This window comes from Amycolatopsis sp. H20-H5, assembly GCF_035828755.1.
GTDB lineage: Bacteria > Actinomycetota > Actinomycetes > Mycobacteriales > Pseudonocardiaceae > Amycolatopsis.
Window position 1 is genome coordinate 1 of the sequence record NZ_JAYMZS010000016.1, and the last position, 15,164, is coordinate 15,164.

Below are 15,164 nucleotides of genomic sequence, written 5' to 3' on the forward strand. Positions count from 1 at the left end.
ACCCGCCGTGCTCAACGGTGTCGGCGAGGTTCTCGACCTCGGCCGCACAGTCCGCACCGCGAGCCCGGCACAACGACGAGCGTTAGTGTTGCGGGACAGGGGCTGTACAGGGCCAGGCTGTTCACGAGGCCCCAAGTGGTGCGTCGCTCACCACCTCACCCACTGGAGCAACCCCGGTGGCGCCGGAGGCCCGACCGACATCATAAATCTCAGCCTCGTCTGCGAAAAGTGCCACCGCCTGATCCACCACGGCGGCTGGGACATCCGACTACGCCACGGAACCATCGAATGGCTACCCCCCGAATGGCTGGACCCGGAACGAAGACCCATCCGCAACACCGCACACGACCCACCCCGGTAAGGGCGCCTCGGCGACGAAACCGCCCTACCAGCCGGACGCCGACACTCGTCGTCCGGCAACAAACCACGCCCAGTCAACAATCAGCGGATCAAGCTGTCCCGCTGGACCGGGTCGTCAGACACCTCCGCGTCAGAGTCGACGGCACGAGTACGACCTGATCGACGTGATCGTCAAGTACGCCAACGACAAGAGATCTTCTGCCCCGACGGCGCGACGATCACCTACAACCGCGATCCGCTCGCCGACCACCGGATCGCTCCGGGTGGTGGCGGCGTGAAGGTTCGGCCCGGCGGCGTCAAGAACGCATAGGGGACACCGGAATCAGAGCCCATCGCGGGGATGCTCGGCAGTTGTGTCCCTGACCTTCGCGCCCCCGAAAACCGCCGTGAACGCCGACGGCGAACGACATCGGCTGACCGTCACCGGCGGGCTCGCCGCACTGTCGCTGGACGCGATGGCCTCCGTGGCGTACGGCCCGGAGGCTATCGTCCTGGTCCTCGCGGTCGCCGGCGGCGCGGGGCTCGGGTTCACCCTTCCGGTCACCGTCGCCATCGCCGTGCTGCTCGGGGTGCTGACGCTGTCCTATCGCCAGGTCGTCGCCGCGTTTCCCGAGGGCGGCGGGGCGTACGGGGTCTGCCGCCGGTATCTCGGGCGGCGGGCGTCGCTGGTCGCGGCCGCCTCGCTGATCGTCGACTACGTCCTCAATGTCACCGTTTCCGTCGCGGCCGGGGTCGCCGCGCTGACGTCGGCCTTTCCCGGGCTGCTGCCGTACACGGTGTGGCTCTGCCTCGGGGTGCTCGCGCTGGTGACCGCGGTGAACCTGCGCGGGATCGCGCACAGTGCGCGGGCCTTCATCGCGCCGACCGTGGTCTACGTCGGCGCGATCCTGGTGGTGATCGTCGCCGGGCTGGTCCGGTCGGGCCCGGCGGTCGCGCTGCCCGCCGCCGCGCCGGGCGGCAGTCTGCAGACCGTCCGGATTCTGTTGCTGCTCAAGGCTTTCGCCAACGGCTGTGCCGCGCTGACCGGGGTCGAGGCGATCGCGAACGCGGTGCCCTCGTTCCGGGTTCCCCGGGTCAAACGCGCTCAGCGCGCCGAGGTCACCCTCGGGGTGCTGCTCGCTGTGATGCTGCTGGGCATCGCCGTGCTGATCGAGAAGTTCGCCGTGCACCCGGCCGACGGGATCACCGTGCTCTCGCAGGTCACCGCAGCTTCGCTCGGGGAAGGCTTCGGCTACTACCTGGTCCAGTTCTCGACCGTGGTCTTGCTCGCGCTCGCCGCCAACACCTCGTTCGGCGGGCTGCCCGTGCTGGCACAGCTGCTGGCCGGGGACAACAACCTCCCGCACCTGTTCGCGCTGAGGGACGAACGCCAGGTGCACACCTACGGGATCGGGTTCCTCGCCGCCGCCTCGGCGATCCTGCTGGTGATCGCCGACGGCCGGGTGAACCTGCTGGTGCCGCTGTTCGCGATCGGCGTCTTCGTCGGGTTCACGCTCTCGCAGGCCGGGATGGTCCGGCACTGGCGGGCGCTGCGGCCGCCGGGCTGGCGAGGCCGCGCGGTGCTGAACGGGACCGGCGCCGTCCTCACCGCGATCGCGGCGGTGGTCGTGACGGCCACCAAGTTCGGCGAGGGCGGCTGGCTCGTCGTCGTCTCCCTGCCGCTGCTGGTGCTCGGGATGGAACGGGTGCACCTGGCCTACCGCGACATCGGCACCCGGCTCGGACTCGGGCGGATCCCGGCGCCACCACGGCCGCACCGGAGCCTGGTGATCGTCCCGGTGGGCACCGTGTCCCGGCTCACCGGGGAGGCGCTCGCCGCGGCGCTCTCACTGGGCGATCGCGTGCGGGCCGTGCACATCACCCCGTCCGGCGCGGACGACACCTTCGTCGCCGAGTGGGAGGCGTGGGATCCCGGCGTTCCGCTGGTCCGGCTGCACGACGGGAAACGCAGGCTGGGCGCGCCACTGGCCGACTACCTGTGCGGCCTGCCCGAACCGCACGTGTTCGTGCTGATCGCCGAGGTCGAACCGGAGCACCTGTGGCAGCGGCTGCTGCAGAACCAGCGCGGCGCGGTGCTGGCACACGCGCTGCGCCGACGGACGAACGCCGTGGTCTGCCGCCTGCGCTTCCGCGTCGGGCAACGCGGAGACAGCGAACGCCGGACCGGCATCCCGCCGGATGGACCAGCGGGCCGCACCGGGACGGCTACTACGTCCGGGTGAGGTTCCCGGCGCGCACCGCGCGCGGGGTTACCTTGGACGAACTCCCCCGCCGCGCCACGCCACCCCGCACTCCCCACAGCATCACCGACACGGGTTGGACCACCACTGATGGACTCTCGAAACACGTTGCCCGGTAACGACTTCAGCCCCGAAGAACCGACGACCAGCCTCGGCATGAGCCTCGCCATGGTCACCACCCTCACCGTGGTGTGGGCGGCCGAACTCACCGTCGGGCTGACGCTGAGCCTCGGCGACCTCGTCGCCGGGAGCGCCCGGCCGTCGGCACACCGGACGCTCGTCGGCTGAGCGGCACCGCGGCTCCTCAGGCCCGGGGTGACACGATCCCGTACTCGCGGATCTTGCGGTAGATGGTCGCCCGCGACATCCCGAGCGACTCCGCGGCGCGCACGCGGTTGCCCCGGCTGCCGAGCAGGCTCTGCACGATGGCGTCGCGCTCCAGCGACTCCAGCTGGCTCAGCTGCCGCCGGTTCACCGCGTGGTACTCCGGCGGCAGGTCGCCGGGCTGGATCGCCCCGGTCCGGCGCCGGTGCCGCACGACGTGGCGGAGCACCTGGTGCAGCTGTTCGGCGTTGCCCGGCCAGTTCGACCTGGTGAGCAGCTGCAGCGCCTCGTGCGAGCACATCAGTTCACCGCTGTGGCTGAGCCTGGCCAGGAACAGCGGGACCAGCTCGCGCAGGTCTTCGATGTGGTGCCGCAGCGGCGGGATCTCGACCGTGGTCGGGAACAGCTCCCGCACCGCGGCGAGCTCGGTGCTGACGAAGTCGGCCTGCCCCTGCGTCACGGCCACCCACGGGTGACCGCCGGGGCGCGCGGACGCCTCGGTCAGCGCCCCGGCCAGCAGCCGCAGGGCACCGGCCTCGAGCCGGTCGATGTGCCGGATCACCACCGCGTGCTCGCGCGACTCGTCCAGCTCCGCGCGCAGCGCGGTCATCCAGTCCGCCTCGGCGGATCCGGCCGCGTCGGCGGCGTCGAGGACGTGGAACCCGCCCGCGGCGTTGCGCCGCTGGTGGATCGCCCGCGCCAGGGCGAGTTTGCCGACCCCGGGCTCGCCGCCGAGCAGCAGCCACTCCCCCGCCAGGTACGCCCGGTCGACGTCGTGACAGCAGCGCAGCCACAGCGGCCCGGACCCGACCAGCCCCGGCAGGAACATCCGCAGCACCGGCCAGGAGGCGGCGACCTCCTCCTCGTCCTGCTCGATCAGCGTGATGTGCACGATGCCGCCGCTGATGTGGTCGTTGCTCTGCACCGGACGGCACGAGACGCGCGCGGTGCCGCCGGTCGGCAGGTCGAGCATCATCGGCACCGCGCGGCCGCTGGCGAGCGCCTCGGCGGCGAAGCCGAGGATCACCGGCTGATCGGCCGGGTCCAGCAGCTGGCGGGCGAGGTCGTTCATGATGACCAGGTCGTTGTTGAGCGCGAGGACCATGCCCGTGGTGCGGCGGCAGGCCTGCAGGTAGGCCTGGAACAGTTCCAGTTCACGGACCCCGCTGTCGACGAGCAGCGCTTGGCGGATCTGGTCGGCCGTGGTCTTGGCCAGCGCGACGAGCAGGGGGCTGGCGTCCTTGCGCCAGCAGGTCAGGTCGACGGCGCCGACCGTCTTGCCGGTGATCGGGTGGTGGATCGGCACCCCGGCGCAGGCCAGGTTGTCGAGGTATTCGGCGTAGTGCTCGTGGCCGAACACGTGCGCGGCGCGGCCGCCCTCCAGGGCGGTGCCGATCCCGTTGGTGCCGACGAACTCCTCGGCGTAGCTGAACCCGGGGGCGAGCTGGATGCTGTCGAGGTGCCGGTCGAGCTCGCCGTCACCGGTGAGCCGCTGGAGCACCACGCCCGACTGGTCGGTCAGGATCAGGCTGATCGACTGGCCGTCGAGCTGCTCGCTCAGCCGCCGCAGGATCGGGTTGGCGCTGCGGATCAGCGGGAGGTCGAGGTTGGGGTTGCGGACGTAGGGCAGGGCGATGTGGTCGGCGGCGACCTTCCAGCGGTGCGAGCGCCACCACGACGCGAGGATGGTGTCCCTGACATCATGCCGGTCGAACGGTTCCGAGGTCAGGAACCGGATCCGGGCGTCGGCCAGTCGTCCTTGGTCTTCGGGCGCGACGAGACGAGAGTCGTGCACCGCTTCCTCCTGACAGCTCCGGCAGGCAACACGGCGAGGCGCAGGCCTACTGGCGAACCTGCACCGGCTATCCAGCCTAAGCCCCGTTGACCGGTTCGCCGCGTCTCAAATTGAGACCGCCACCCGTCCGTAACAGCCGTGTCATCGCCAGTACCCGCGCGAGGAGGTTCTTGTGAGCACGCCAGACGGCCAGCACCGCGAGACCTACAACCCCTGGACCATCGTCAACCTGGTGTTCGACCGGCTGGCGGAGGAAGGACTGCATCCGGTGCTCGGCGACGCGGGCAACCCCGGCGAGCCCGCGGCCGCCCTGCTGCGCGCGCTGGGCATCGAACCGGCGGTCGAAGGCAACCAGCAGATCGTCCAGGACGTGCGGGAACAACTGGCCGACCTGCGGTCCACGGTCTTCGGGGAGCGCTGAGCCGCCGCACCGCCATCCGTGTGACCGCCGTCTCATGTTGAGACCCGGGCCGGGGAGAAACCCAGGTTGTATGACCTTGCGCCACGAGGTCTGTTCCTCGGACATCGCGCCATCGCCGGCTGGCCGCAGCCGGGTGCAGATCGAGCGCGAGCGGCCCGAAGCGACTGGTAAGGAGTGCGAATGAGTCGCCAGAGTGTGGCAAAAGCTCATCAGAAGATCCAGGAGCTGTCCTGGGAACCCGCCTATCACGAGCCGGTGTCCCAGTACGGCACCGACTACACCTTCAAGAAGGCCAAGAAGAAGGACCCGCTCAAGCAGGTCCTGCGCTCCTACTTCCCGATGCAGGAAGAAAAGGACCACCGCGTGTACGGCGCCTCCGACGGCGCCATCCGCGGGAACATGTTCCGCCAGGTCCAGGAGCGCTGGCTGGAATGGCAGAAGCTGTTCCTCTCGATCATCCCGCTGCCGGAGATCTCCGCGGCCCGCGCGATGCCGCTGCTGTTCCGCACGGTGCCCAACCCGGAACTGCACAACGGCCAGGCGATCCAGATGATCGACGAGGTCCGCCACTCGACGATCCAGCAGAACCTCAAGCGCCTGTACATGAACAACTACATCGACCCGGCCGGGTTCAACTCGAGCCTGCGCAACTTCCAGAGCGACTACTGCGGCACCATCGGCCGCCAGTTCGCCGAGGGGTTCATCACCGGTGACGCGATCACCGCCGCCAGCATCTACCTCACGATCGTCGCCGAGACGGCGTTCACCAACACGCTGTTCGTCGCCATGCCCGCCGAGGCCGCCGCGAACGGCGACTACCTGCTGCCGACGGTGTTCCACTCGGTGCAGTCCGACGAATCGCGCCACATCAGCAACGGCTACGCCACACTGCTGATGGCGTTGTCCGACGAGGGCAACCACCAGCTGCTCGAACGCGACCTCCGCTACGCCTGGTGGAACAACCACCGGGTGGTCGACGCCGCGATCGGCACCTTCATCGAGTACGGCACGAAGGACCGCCGCAAGGAGCGCGACAGCTACGCCGAAATGTGGCGCCGCTGGATCTACGACGACTACTACCGCAGCTACCTGGTCCCGTTGGAGAAGTACGGGTTGGTCATCCCGCACGACCTCATCGAGGAGTCCTGGAACCAGATCTGGAACAAGGGCTACGTCCACGAGGTCGCCCAGTTCTTCGCCACCGGCTGGCTCGCCAACTACTGGCGCATCGACACGATGACGGACACCGACTTCGAGTGGTTCGAGTTCAAGTACCCGGGCTGGTACGACCGGTACGGCAAGTGGTGGGAGAACTACAACCGCCTCGCGACGCCGAACGGGCACAACCCGATCGTGTTCGAGGACGTCGACTACGAGTACCCGCACCGCTGCTGGACCTGCATGGTCCCGTGCCTGGTCCGCGAGGACATGGTGATGGCGGAGGTCGACGGCCAGTGGCGGACGTACTGCCACGAGATGTGCCGCTGGACCGACGAGAACGCCTTCCGGCCCACCTACCTGGGCCGCGAGACCCCGAACATGGGCAAGCTGACCGGTGCCCGTGAATGGGAAACCCTTTACCACGGCTGGAATTGGGCCGATGTCGTCAAGGACATGGGCTTCGTGCGGGACGACGGCCACACCATGGTCGCCCAGCCGCACCTGAACCTCGACCCCAAGAAGATGTGGACGCTCGACCACCTGCGCCGGTGCCCGCCGCTGCAGAGCCCGAACGTGCTGCTCAACGAGATGACCGACGCGGAACGCACCGCCTTCGCCGCCCGCTACGTGCGCGGTGGCCCCGGCGGCCGGGCGCCGGTCGACGCCTGATCGTCGGGGTAAGGACCAGGAGCGGGGCCCGGCAGCGGGCCCCGCTCTCCCACCGGGCAGCGCGAGGGAGTCATGGCAGACAAGCACGTCGTGCGGTTCGAACCGGTCGGCATCGAGATCGAGGTCGACGAGGACAAGACGATCCTGCGGGCCGCGGCCGAACAGGGCGTCATGCTCATGCACGGCTGCAAGGAGGGCCAGTGCGCGGCGTGCAAGTCGTTCGTCCTCGACGGTGAGGACATCGAACACGATCGGTACTCGACGTTCGCCCTGCCCGACTACGAGAAGGAGGAGGGCTACACGCTCCTGTGCCGGGCGCACGCCTATGAGGACCTCACCATCGAGCTGCTCAACTACGACGAGGAGATGATCCGCTCGGGCCTGCCGATCGTGGAGGCGGCGGCCGAGGTGGTCGCGAACGACGCGGTCACCCACGACCTGCGGCACCTGGTCCTCAAGCTGATCGAGCCGACGGAGATCAACTTCTTCCCCGGGCAGTACGTCGACATCAAGGTGCCGGGCACCGGGCACACCCGGTCGTTCTCCATGGCGAACACCTCCAGCCGGGAGAGCGGGCAGCTCGAGTTCGTCATCAAGGTCTACCCCGGCGGGGTCTTCTCCGAGTTCCTGGCCGGGCGGCTGGCGGTCGGCGACCGGCTGGAGCTGACCGGGCCGTTCGGTGTGTTCACCCTCCGGGACGCACCGACCTCGGACCTGGTCTTCCTCGGTGGCGGCGCCGGCATGGCGCCGATACTGAGCCTGCTGCGGTCCATGGCCGAGCGCGGTATCGAGCGTAAGGCGACCTACTACTACGGCGCGCGGAGCAGGAAGGACCTCTGCTTCGAGGACGAGTTGCGGGAGCTGGAGCAGAGACTGCCCGGCTTCCGCTATGTGCCTGCCCTGTCCGAGCCGGCCGAGGACGACGCGTGGGACGGCGAGGTCGGCTTGATCACCGACGTCGTCCGCAGACTGGAAACGGACGCCGGCAAAGCCGACGCCTACGTGTGCGGGCCGCCGCCGATGGTCGAAGCGGCTCTCGAACTGCTGCCCGCACTGGGCGTGCCGGACAAGCGCGTCTTCTACGACAAGTTCACCACCACCGGGGACGAGGACCAAACCGAAAGGTGAGGGAGATCAGATGACCACCGCGCCAGAACGCAGCGTGCCGCAACCCGTCTTCACCGACGCCGAGGCCGGACACAAGGTGTTTCCGGACTCGCTTTCGCGACGCTACAACTACTACACCCCGCAGAAGCGCAAGCAGACCCACTACGAGGACGTGACGGTCGAGGTCCAGCCGGACCCGCGGCACTACCTGTCCCAGGGCTGGCTCTACGGGTTCGCCGACGGCACGGGCGGCTACCCGCTCGAGTGGACGGCACTGAAGGCGTGGGGTTCGGACCGGCCCGTGCCCGAACGCTTCGCCGGCTCCGGCGGCGCGGGCTACGAATGGCCGGCGCACGGCTGGCACGAGTTCCGTGATCCCAACGAGGAGTGGGAACTCACGATGTACCGCTACAACTCCAACGTTGTGCGGCAGGTCAACCAGAACATCGACGCGGCGAAGCAGTCCAAGGCCTTCGAGCAGTGGAACCGCAACTGGATCCAGTTCGTCGCCCAGCACGTGGGCGCCTGGATGCACGTGGACCACGGGCTCGGTCTGTACTTGTTCGCCAACGCCAACCGCCGGGCGCCGACGAACATGCACAACAACGCGATCGCGGTGAACAGCATGCACCGGATCCGCTCGGCACAGGACCTCGCGCTCTACAACCTCACGCTCAGCGAGGAGATCGAGGGGTTCGACGGGTCGGCCCACGTCGAGACCTGGAACTCCGACCCGGTCTGGCAGGGCACGCGCACGGTGGCCGAGCAGCTCACCGGGATCGACGACTGGTGCGAGGCGATCTTCGCCGCCAACGTCATCTTCGAGCCGCTCGTCGGGGAACTGTTCCGCAGCAACCTGGTCCAGCAGGCGGCTCCGGGCAACGGCGACTTCATCACCCCGACCGTGATGGGCGCGGAGGAGTACGACTACGCCGAGCGCGACCTGCGCTACACGAAGGCGATGTTCGACCTGCTCGTCAACGACAAGGAGTTCTCCGAGCACAACAAGCTGATCATCAACGGGTGGCTGGAGACCTGGGTCCCCCGCTGCATCGCGGCCGCCAGGACGATGCAGCCGCTGTGGTCCCAGCCCGACGCCAAACCGCCGCGGTTCGAGGACGCCCTCGACCGTTCGAAGAGCCGTTTCGGCGGCATCCTCGCGGGCCTCGGCCTGCCGACCCCGAAGGAGCTGGCTCAGTGACCACCTTCCAAGCGTCCGAAAGCCCGTTCAAATCGGACAGCACCGCGTCCAACATGTGTGGCGTCACCCTGATGAACAACCAGGTCGGCGCCGTGGTCGCCCAGGTGATGAAGGGCAAGGAGAACGTCACCGTCACCGAACTGCCCTCGATGATCCGCGTGGACGCGAAGAACCGGATGGACTTCGACTACAACGAGATTTCCGAGGCGCTGGGCGAAGAAGAGGGCTACTTCGACGCCGCCGAGTTCGAGGAGAACATGTCCACCCACTACGGGCGGATGATCCACGAGGACGACCGGACGATCATGTTCGCCAATCCCGAGGACGCGGCGGAGTTCATCGATTTCGACCTTACGGCGAGGTGAGAGCGTGTACGAGAAGGACGGCGAAAAGTACTTCGTGGTCGACAGCCACATGCACTACTGGGACGCGAGCCCGGCCAATTGGGTGAAGGGCGCCGAACAGTACGCGAAGGGCTGGATCGAGTGCTTCCACGCCTACCAGTCGCTCGGCCCGCCCGCCACGCACTGGCCGATCGAGAAGTTCCAGTCCTACACCGAGGACGACCTGATGAAGGACGTCTTCGAGGACGGGCACGTCGACGTCGCGGTGTTCCAGCCGACCTACCTCAAGGAGTGGTACACCGAGGGCTTCAACACCACCGAGCGCAACGCCGCGCTGGGCGACAAGCACCCCGGCAAGTTCATCGCCAACACCCGCTGGGACCCGCGTGAAGGCGACGCGGGCATCAAGGCGTTGAAGGAGAACGTCGAGCGGTACGGCGCGAAGGGCGTCAAGCTCTACACCGCCGAGTGGCGCGAAGGGTCGCGCGGCTGGACGCTCAAGGACCCGGAGGCCTACCGGTTCCTGGAAGCCAGCCAGGAACTCGGGATCAAGAACATCCACGTCCACAAAGGACCGACGATCTGGCCGCTGGACAAGGACGCCTTCGACGTGTCCGATGTGGACCACGCCGCGACGGACTTCCCCGAGCTCAACTTCATCGTCGAGCACGTCGGGCTGCCGCGCATCGAGGACTTCTGCTTCATGGCCACGCAGGAGCCCAACGTGTACGCCGGGCTCTCGGTGGTCATCGGCGGCCTGATGCACGCCCGGCCGCGGTTCTTCGCGAAGGTCATGGGCGAGCTGCTGTTCTGGGTCGGCGAGGACAAGATGACCTTCGGCAGCGACTACGGCATCTGGGAACCGAAGTGGCAGATCGAGGGCTTCGTGGACTGGAACTACCCTGGCGAGGAGTACTCGGACTACCCGGCGGTCACCACGGCCACGAAGAAGAAGATCCTCGGGCTCAACGCGGCGAAGCTCTACGACATCGAAGTGCCCGCCGAGTACCGGCTCGACGCCGGTGAGGGCACGCCCGCCGCGGAGGACGACGCGCAGCTGGTGACGCACTGATGACGGCCACGGCGGAGCTGGACCGGGCGCGGGTGCTCACCGCGCTGGCGGCGGTGCGCGACCCGGAGCTGGACGAGCCCATTACCACGCTCGGCTTCGTGTCGTCGTGCACCGTCTCCCCCGGCGGCGACGCCGTGGTCCGGCTGCGGCTGCCGACGTACTTCTGCGCGCCCAACTTCGCGTTCCTGATGGTCGCCGACGCCTATGACGCGGTGGCGGCCATCGAGGGCGTGGGCGCGGTGGACGTGGCGCTGGACGACCATTTCGCGTCGGAGGCGATCAACTCGGGCGTCGCCGCGCGGGCCGGGTTCGCCCGGTCGTTCGAAGGTGAGGCGGACGGCGAGCTCGACCGGCTGCGGGCAGACTTCCTGCGCAAGGCCGTGCTCGCCGGGACGGACCAGGTGTGCCGGCCGCTGCTCGCGGCCGGCACCACCCCGGCCGGGCTCACGGCGCTGACGCTCGGCGAGGTCCCGCCCTCGGTCGAGCTCGACCGGCTGCGGGCGCGCCGGGCCGATCTCGGGCTGCCCGCGAGCCCGGACGCGGCGCTGGTGCTCGACCCGGTGACCGGGCAGGCCGTCGGCGCGGACGGCCTGCCGCTGCACCTGCGCAAGGCGCGGCTCACCAGGGTCGGCATCGAGGCCAACACCGGGATCTGCCGGGGCATGCTGCGACACCGCTATTCGGGAACCGGACAGGGAGAGGACACCAACTGATGAAAGCGGTGCGGCTACACGGGTATCACCAGCAGCCGGTGGTCGAGGAGGTCGACGAGCCCGTGGTCAAGGGCCCACTCGACGTCGTGGTGAAAATCGGCGGCGCCGGCGTGTGCCGCACCGATCTGCACATCATCGAGGGCCAGTGGGCCGCCGCGATGGGCGTCGGCCTGCCCTACACGCTCGGCCATGAGAACGCGGGCTGGGTGCACGAGATCGGCTCCGCGGTGGGAAACGTGGCGGTCGGCGACATGGTCATCCTGCACCCGACGCCGACCTGCGGGCTCTGCCGCTCGTGCCGGGCCGGGCACGAGATGCACTGCACGGACAGCTCGTTCCCCGGCCTCGACAGCGACGGCGGGATGGCCGAGTACCTGCTCACGTCCGCGCGCGCGTGCGTGAAGCTCTCGCCGGAGACCCGGCCCGAGGACGTCGCCGCGCTCGCCGACGCCGGGATCACCGCCTATCACGCGGTGCGCAAGGCGATCCCGCTGCTCTACCCCGGCAGCACCGCCGTGGTGATCGGCGCGGGCGGGCTCGGGCACATCGGCATCCAGTGCCTCGCGACGCTGACCGCCACCCGGATCATCGTGGTCGACCGCAACCCCGCGGCGCTCGCGCTGGCCAAGGACCTCGGCGCGCACGACACGGTGGTGGCCGACGGCGGCCAGATCGACAAGGTGCTCGAACTGACCGGCGGCGGCGCCGAGGTGGTGCTCGACTTCGTCGCGGAGGAGGGCGCGGAGGCCGACGGGTTCGCGATGACCGCGCGGGCGGGCTCGTACTTCGTCATCGGCTACGGCGGCACGGTGCACATCCCGACCCTGGACATCATCTCCACCGAACGGAACATCGTCGGCAACATCGTCGGCAGCCACACCGATCTGGTCGAGCTGATGGAGCTCGGCCGCGCGGGCAGGGTGACCCTGCGCACGAAGACGTACCCGCTCGAAGCCGCGAACGACGCCCTCGCCGATCTGGCGGCGGGCAAGGTCCGCGGCCGCGCCATCCTCGTTCCCTGAACACCGCAGACCCTGTCCGGTCACCGTCGTCTGGAGGAGCACCCGATGTCGAAGGAACTACGTTTCGGTCCCGAGGCACGCGCTTTGTTGCTGTCCGGTGTGGACCAACTCGCCGAAGCGGTGAAATCGACCCTCGGTCCGAAGGGACGCAACGTCATCCTGGAGAAGATCACCGGCTCGCCGGTGATCACGAACGACGGGGTGACCATCGCGCGGGAGATCCATCTGAAGGACCAGTTCGAGAACATGGGCGCGCAGCTGGTGAAGGAAGCGGCCATCAAGACCAACGACATCGTGGGTGACGGGACCACCACCGCCACGGTGATCGCGCAGGGCGTCGTGCGGGAGGGCATGCGCGCGATCACCGCGGGCGGCAACCCGGTGCTGGTCAAGCGCGGGATCGACCTGGCGGTCGGGCGGCTGGTGGAGTACCTGCACACGGTGGCGCACCCGGTGGTCAGCGAAGAGGACTTCAAGCGGGTCGCGGCGATCTCGGCCAACGACGACGACGTGGTCGGGGCGGTCATCGCCAAGGCGCTGCACACCGTCGGCGAGCACGGCATCGTCACCGTCGAGGAGTCGCCGGGGACCTACGGGATGAGCGTCGGCTTCGTCGAGGGCTTCGAGTTCGACAACGGCTACCTCTCGCCGTACATGGTGACCGACGCGGCGAGCCTCGAAGCCGTCGTCGACGACCCGTACATCCTGCTGTGCAGCGAGAAGATCAAGGACGTCCAGCAGATCATGCCGTTGCTGGACAAGGTGATGCGGGCGCCGCGGCCGCTGGTGATCATCGCCGAAAGCCTCGAGGGCACCGCGCTGAGCATGCTGGTGCACAACCACGTCGGCGGGCGGTTCCAGTGCATCGCGGTGAAAGCGCCGGGGTTCGGCGACCGGCGGCTGCACAAGCTGGAGGACATCGCCGCGATCACCGGCGGCACGGTCTTCAGCAAGCACTCCGGCATCGGCATGGAGAACATGACCCTGGCGCACCTCGGGCACGCCGGGCAGGTGCGGGCCAACGCCGACCGCACGGCCATCCTCGGCGGCGCGGACGCCGGCAAGGTCGAGTTCCGGATCACCCAGCTGCGCGCCGAACGCGACCGGGCGACGTTCGGCATCGACGAGGACGTGCTCAACGAGCGGATCGGGTCGCTCTCGGGCAAGGTCGCGGTGATCCGTGTCGGCGCGCCGACCGACGCCGAGCTCAAGGAACTGCAGCACCGGGTCGAGGACGCGCTGTCCGCGACGCGGGCCGCGATGGCCGAGGGCATCGTCGCGGGCGGCGGCGCCGCGCTGCTGCACGCCGGCGCCGTCCTCGACGAGCTGGAGGTGAAGGACGACTACGCGATCGGCGTGGACATCGTCCGCCGGACGCTGCACCAGCCCGCGTTCCTGATCGCCTCGAACGCGGGCTATCCCGCCGAGGAGATCGTCGCCAGGAGCCTGGAACTCGGGGTCGACGAAGGGTTCGACGCGCTGGAAGGCCGCTACGGCAACATGATCGAGATGGGCATCGTCGACCCGCTGCGGGTGGCGCGCTCGGCGCTGCAGAACGGCGCTTCGGTGGCGGGCATGCTGCTGACCACGAACACGCTCATCGCCGAGGAGCAGACGCCATGGGGCGGCAGCGCCGCGCTGATGACCGAGTTCGGCCCGCTGGACGAGGGCCTCCACCAGCCCTCACCCGACTCCAGCACCCCGCAGTCCCTTGGCCTCGGCCCCTCCGTCGGCTAAGCCCGCACCGCCAAGCCGACTGTCGAACTCGCGGCGGGCCAGTTCCGGCTCACTTGCGCTTGGCGACCGTTGGCGGCACCAGCTTTGGCGCCAGCGTGGCGGCCGCGGCGGTGATCGCGCGCGTCGCCGCGCCGAGGTCAGAGCCCTCGGGGTAGCTGGTGAGCACGACGACGATGTAGCGGTCCTGCTCGCCGACGAGCCCCGTGGTGTGCACGTCCACCCCGTTGCGCCCGGCCGCCCAGCCCTGTTTGATCGCCCACGGCCACGCGTCCAGCGCACGGGGGATGCCGAAGTACTGGTCGAACCCGTCGGCCGCCAAGCGGGGCGCGCCGCGCAGGGCACGCAGCAGCGGCTCGCGCTTCGCGCCGGGCAGCGCGAGGAGGTAGCGGTAGATCGACACGACGTCGTCGGCCGTGGTCAGCGTGTCGCCCCAGCGGCCGGCGGTCTCCGGCGGGGTGGTGCCGCGCAGGCCGATCGCCGCCGCGGTCCTGGTGACGATCGCCGGGCCGCCGTTGGCCGACCACAGCGCGCTCGCGATGGTGTCGTCGCTGTTCGAGAGCATGCGGCCGAGCCGCGCGTCCGGACGGCCGGGCCCGTCCAGCTCGTCCAGCGCGATCAGCAGCTTCACCACCGACGCCGTCCGGAACCGCTCGCCGCCGCCCTTGCTGACCAGCTCGGTGTCGTCCTGGCGGTCCACCACCACGGTGGCGATCCGGCCGTTCGCGGCGACGCGCGCGGCGGCGTCGGTCGCGGGGTCCTTCGACGAAGCGGCGCTCAGCGCGACCGCGGTGATGATCACGGCGGTCGCCGCGATCGTCCAGCCCGCCAGGCGGCGGCCGGCGAACCGGCGGCGGGCGGGCGGGCGCGGAGCGTCGGAAGGCCGCGCGATCGGCTGGGTCGTCTGGTCGATCATGGCGGAATCGTCGTCCCGGCATGTCCTGGTTAGATCTTGGTCATGTCATGGTTTCGCTACAGCGGCCGCACCGCGTTCGCGGTGG

Annotated in this window: 14 protein-coding genes; 12 read left to right on the forward strand and 2 right to left on the reverse strand. The window is 69.2% G+C overall.

From position 1 onward, the window contains the following. Window positions 1-85: 85 nt before the first annotated feature. The 3 genes from QMK34_RS12090 to QMK34_RS12100 all read left to right on the forward strand — a co-directional run bounded on the left by QMK34_RS12090 (window position 86) and on the right by QMK34_RS12100 (window position 2,888). The gene (locus QMK34_RS12090; RefSeq protein WP_326414046.1) at window positions 86-361 is read left to right on the forward strand and encodes an HNH endonuclease signature motif containing protein; all 276 of its coding nucleotides are present in this window, start codon (window positions 86-88) and stop codon (window positions 359-361) included. 352 nt (window positions 362-713) lie between these two features. Then, the gene (locus QMK34_RS12095) at window positions 714-2,582 is read left to right on the forward strand and encodes an APC family permease (RefSeq protein WP_326413871.1); all 1,869 of its coding nucleotides are present in this window, start codon (window positions 714-716) and stop codon (window positions 2,580-2,582) included. A gap of 108 nt (window positions 2,583-2,690) precedes the next feature. Then, on the forward strand, window positions 2,691-2,888 hold the full coding sequence (locus QMK34_RS12100) for a hypothetical protein (RefSeq protein WP_326413873.1): 198 nt from the start codon (window positions 2,691-2,693) through the stop codon (window positions 2,886-2,888). A gap of 16 nt (window positions 2,889-2,904) precedes the next feature. Here the strand turns inward: QMK34_RS12100 and QMK34_RS12105 are convergent, their stop codons facing one another. Further along, window positions 2,905-4,719, reverse strand: coding sequence for a sigma-54-dependent Fis family transcriptional regulator (locus QMK34_RS12105; RefSeq protein WP_326413875.1), 1,815 nt, complete (start codon window positions 4,717-4,719; stop codon window positions 2,905-2,907). Window positions 4,720-4,891: 172 nt separating this feature from the next. On the opposite strand from QMK34_RS12105, the gene QMK34_RS12110 reads away from it, so the two are divergent. The 9 genes from QMK34_RS12110 (at window position 4,892) to groL (ending at window position 14,166) form a co-directional block, all read left to right on the forward strand. Continuing rightward, the gene (locus QMK34_RS12110) at window positions 4,892-5,140 is read left to right on the forward strand and encodes a hypothetical protein (RefSeq protein WP_326413877.1); all 249 of its coding nucleotides are present in this window, start codon (window positions 4,892-4,894) and stop codon (window positions 5,138-5,140) included. Between the two features lie 180 nt (window positions 5,141-5,320). Then, a complete protein-coding gene (locus QMK34_RS12115; RefSeq protein ID WP_326413879.1) occupies window positions 5,321-6,970 on the forward strand; it encodes a methane monooxygenase in 1,650 nt (549 codons plus the stop codon). Between the two features lie 72 nt (window positions 6,971-7,042). Continuing rightward, window positions 7,043-8,098, forward strand: coding sequence for an NADH:ubiquinone reductase (Na(+)-transporting) subunit F (locus tag QMK34_RS12120; protein ID WP_326413881.1), 1,056 nt, complete (start codon window positions 7,043-7,045; stop codon window positions 8,096-8,098). A gap of 10 nt (window positions 8,099-8,108) precedes the next feature. Continuing rightward, window positions 8,109-9,278 carry a toluene hydroxylase gene (locus QMK34_RS12125; protein ID WP_326413883.1) on the forward strand — a complete coding sequence of 390 codons (1,170 nt, stop codon included), beginning with the start codon at window positions 8,109-8,111 and terminating at the stop codon, window positions 9,276-9,278. Beyond that, on the forward strand, window positions 9,275-9,643 hold the full coding sequence (mimD, locus tag QMK34_RS12130; RefSeq protein ID WP_326413885.1) for a propane 2-monooxygenase effector subunit MimD: 369 nt from the start codon (window positions 9,275-9,277) through the stop codon (window positions 9,641-9,643). The genes QMK34_RS12125 and mimD overlap by 4 nt, the downstream gene beginning before the upstream one ends. 4 nt (window positions 9,644-9,647) lie before the next feature. Further along, window positions 9,648-10,694, forward strand: coding sequence for an amidohydrolase family protein (locus QMK34_RS12135; protein ID WP_326413887.1), 1,047 nt, complete (start codon window positions 9,648-9,650; stop codon window positions 10,692-10,694). Next, window positions 10,694-11,407: an iron-sulfur cluster assembly protein gene (locus QMK34_RS12140; protein ID WP_326413889.1), complete on the forward strand. Its 714-nt coding sequence runs from the start codon at window positions 10,694-10,696 to the stop codon at window positions 11,405-11,407. The genes QMK34_RS12135 and QMK34_RS12140 overlap by 1 nt, the downstream gene beginning before the upstream one ends. Continuing rightward, the gene (locus QMK34_RS12145) at window positions 11,407-12,429 is read left to right on the forward strand and encodes an NAD(P)-dependent alcohol dehydrogenase (RefSeq protein WP_326413892.1); all 1,023 of its coding nucleotides are present in this window, start codon (window positions 11,407-11,409) and stop codon (window positions 12,427-12,429) included. Before QMK34_RS12140 ends, QMK34_RS12145 begins: the two co-directional genes overlap by 1 nt. Window positions 12,430-12,474: 45 nt before the next feature. After that, entirely contained in the window at window positions 12,475-14,166 is a 1,692-nt protein-coding gene (groL, locus tag QMK34_RS12150) for a chaperonin GroEL (protein WP_326413894.1), read from the forward strand. A 49-nt stretch (window positions 14,167-14,215) separates the two neighbouring features. Here the strand turns inward: groL and QMK34_RS12155 are convergent, their stop codons facing one another. After that, the gene (locus QMK34_RS12155; RefSeq protein WP_326413896.1) at window positions 14,216-15,079 is read right to left on the reverse strand and encodes a hypothetical protein; all 864 of its coding nucleotides are present in this window, start codon (window positions 15,077-15,079) and stop codon (window positions 14,216-14,218) included. Between the last annotated feature and the right edge of the window lie 85 nt (window positions 15,080-15,164).

Bases quoted from the DNA above. Each gene is read 5' to 3' on its own strand.
- QMK34_RS12100 (WP_326413873.1), top strand. From the start codon at position 2,691: ATGGACTCTCGAAACACGTTGCCCGGTAACGACTTCAGCCCCGAAGAA.
- QMK34_RS12115 (WP_326413879.1), top strand. From the start codon at position 5,321: ATGAGTCGCCAGAGTGTGGCAAAAGCTCATCAGAAGATCCAGGAGCTG.
- QMK34_RS12120 (WP_326413881.1), top strand. From the start codon at position 7,043: ATGGCAGACAAGCACGTCGTGCGGTTCGAACCGGTCGGCATCGAGATC.
- QMK34_RS12125 (WP_326413883.1), top strand. From the start codon at position 8,109: ATGACCACCGCGCCAGAACGCAGCGTGCCGCAACCCGTCTTCACCGAC.
- QMK34_RS12140 (WP_326413889.1), top strand. From the start codon at position 10,694: ATGACGGCCACGGCGGAGCTGGACCGGGCGCGGGTGCTCACCGCGCTG.
- QMK34_RS12145 (WP_326413892.1), top strand. From the start codon at position 11,407: ATGAAAGCGGTGCGGCTACACGGGTATCACCAGCAGCCGGTGGTCGAG.
- groL (WP_326413894.1), top strand. From the start codon at position 12,475: ATGTCGAAGGAACTACGTTTCGGTCCCGAGGCACGCGCTTTGTTGCTG.
- QMK34_RS12155 (WP_326413896.1), bottom strand. From the start codon at position 15,079: ATGATCGACCAGACGACCCAGCCGATCGCGCGGCCTTCCGACGCTCCG.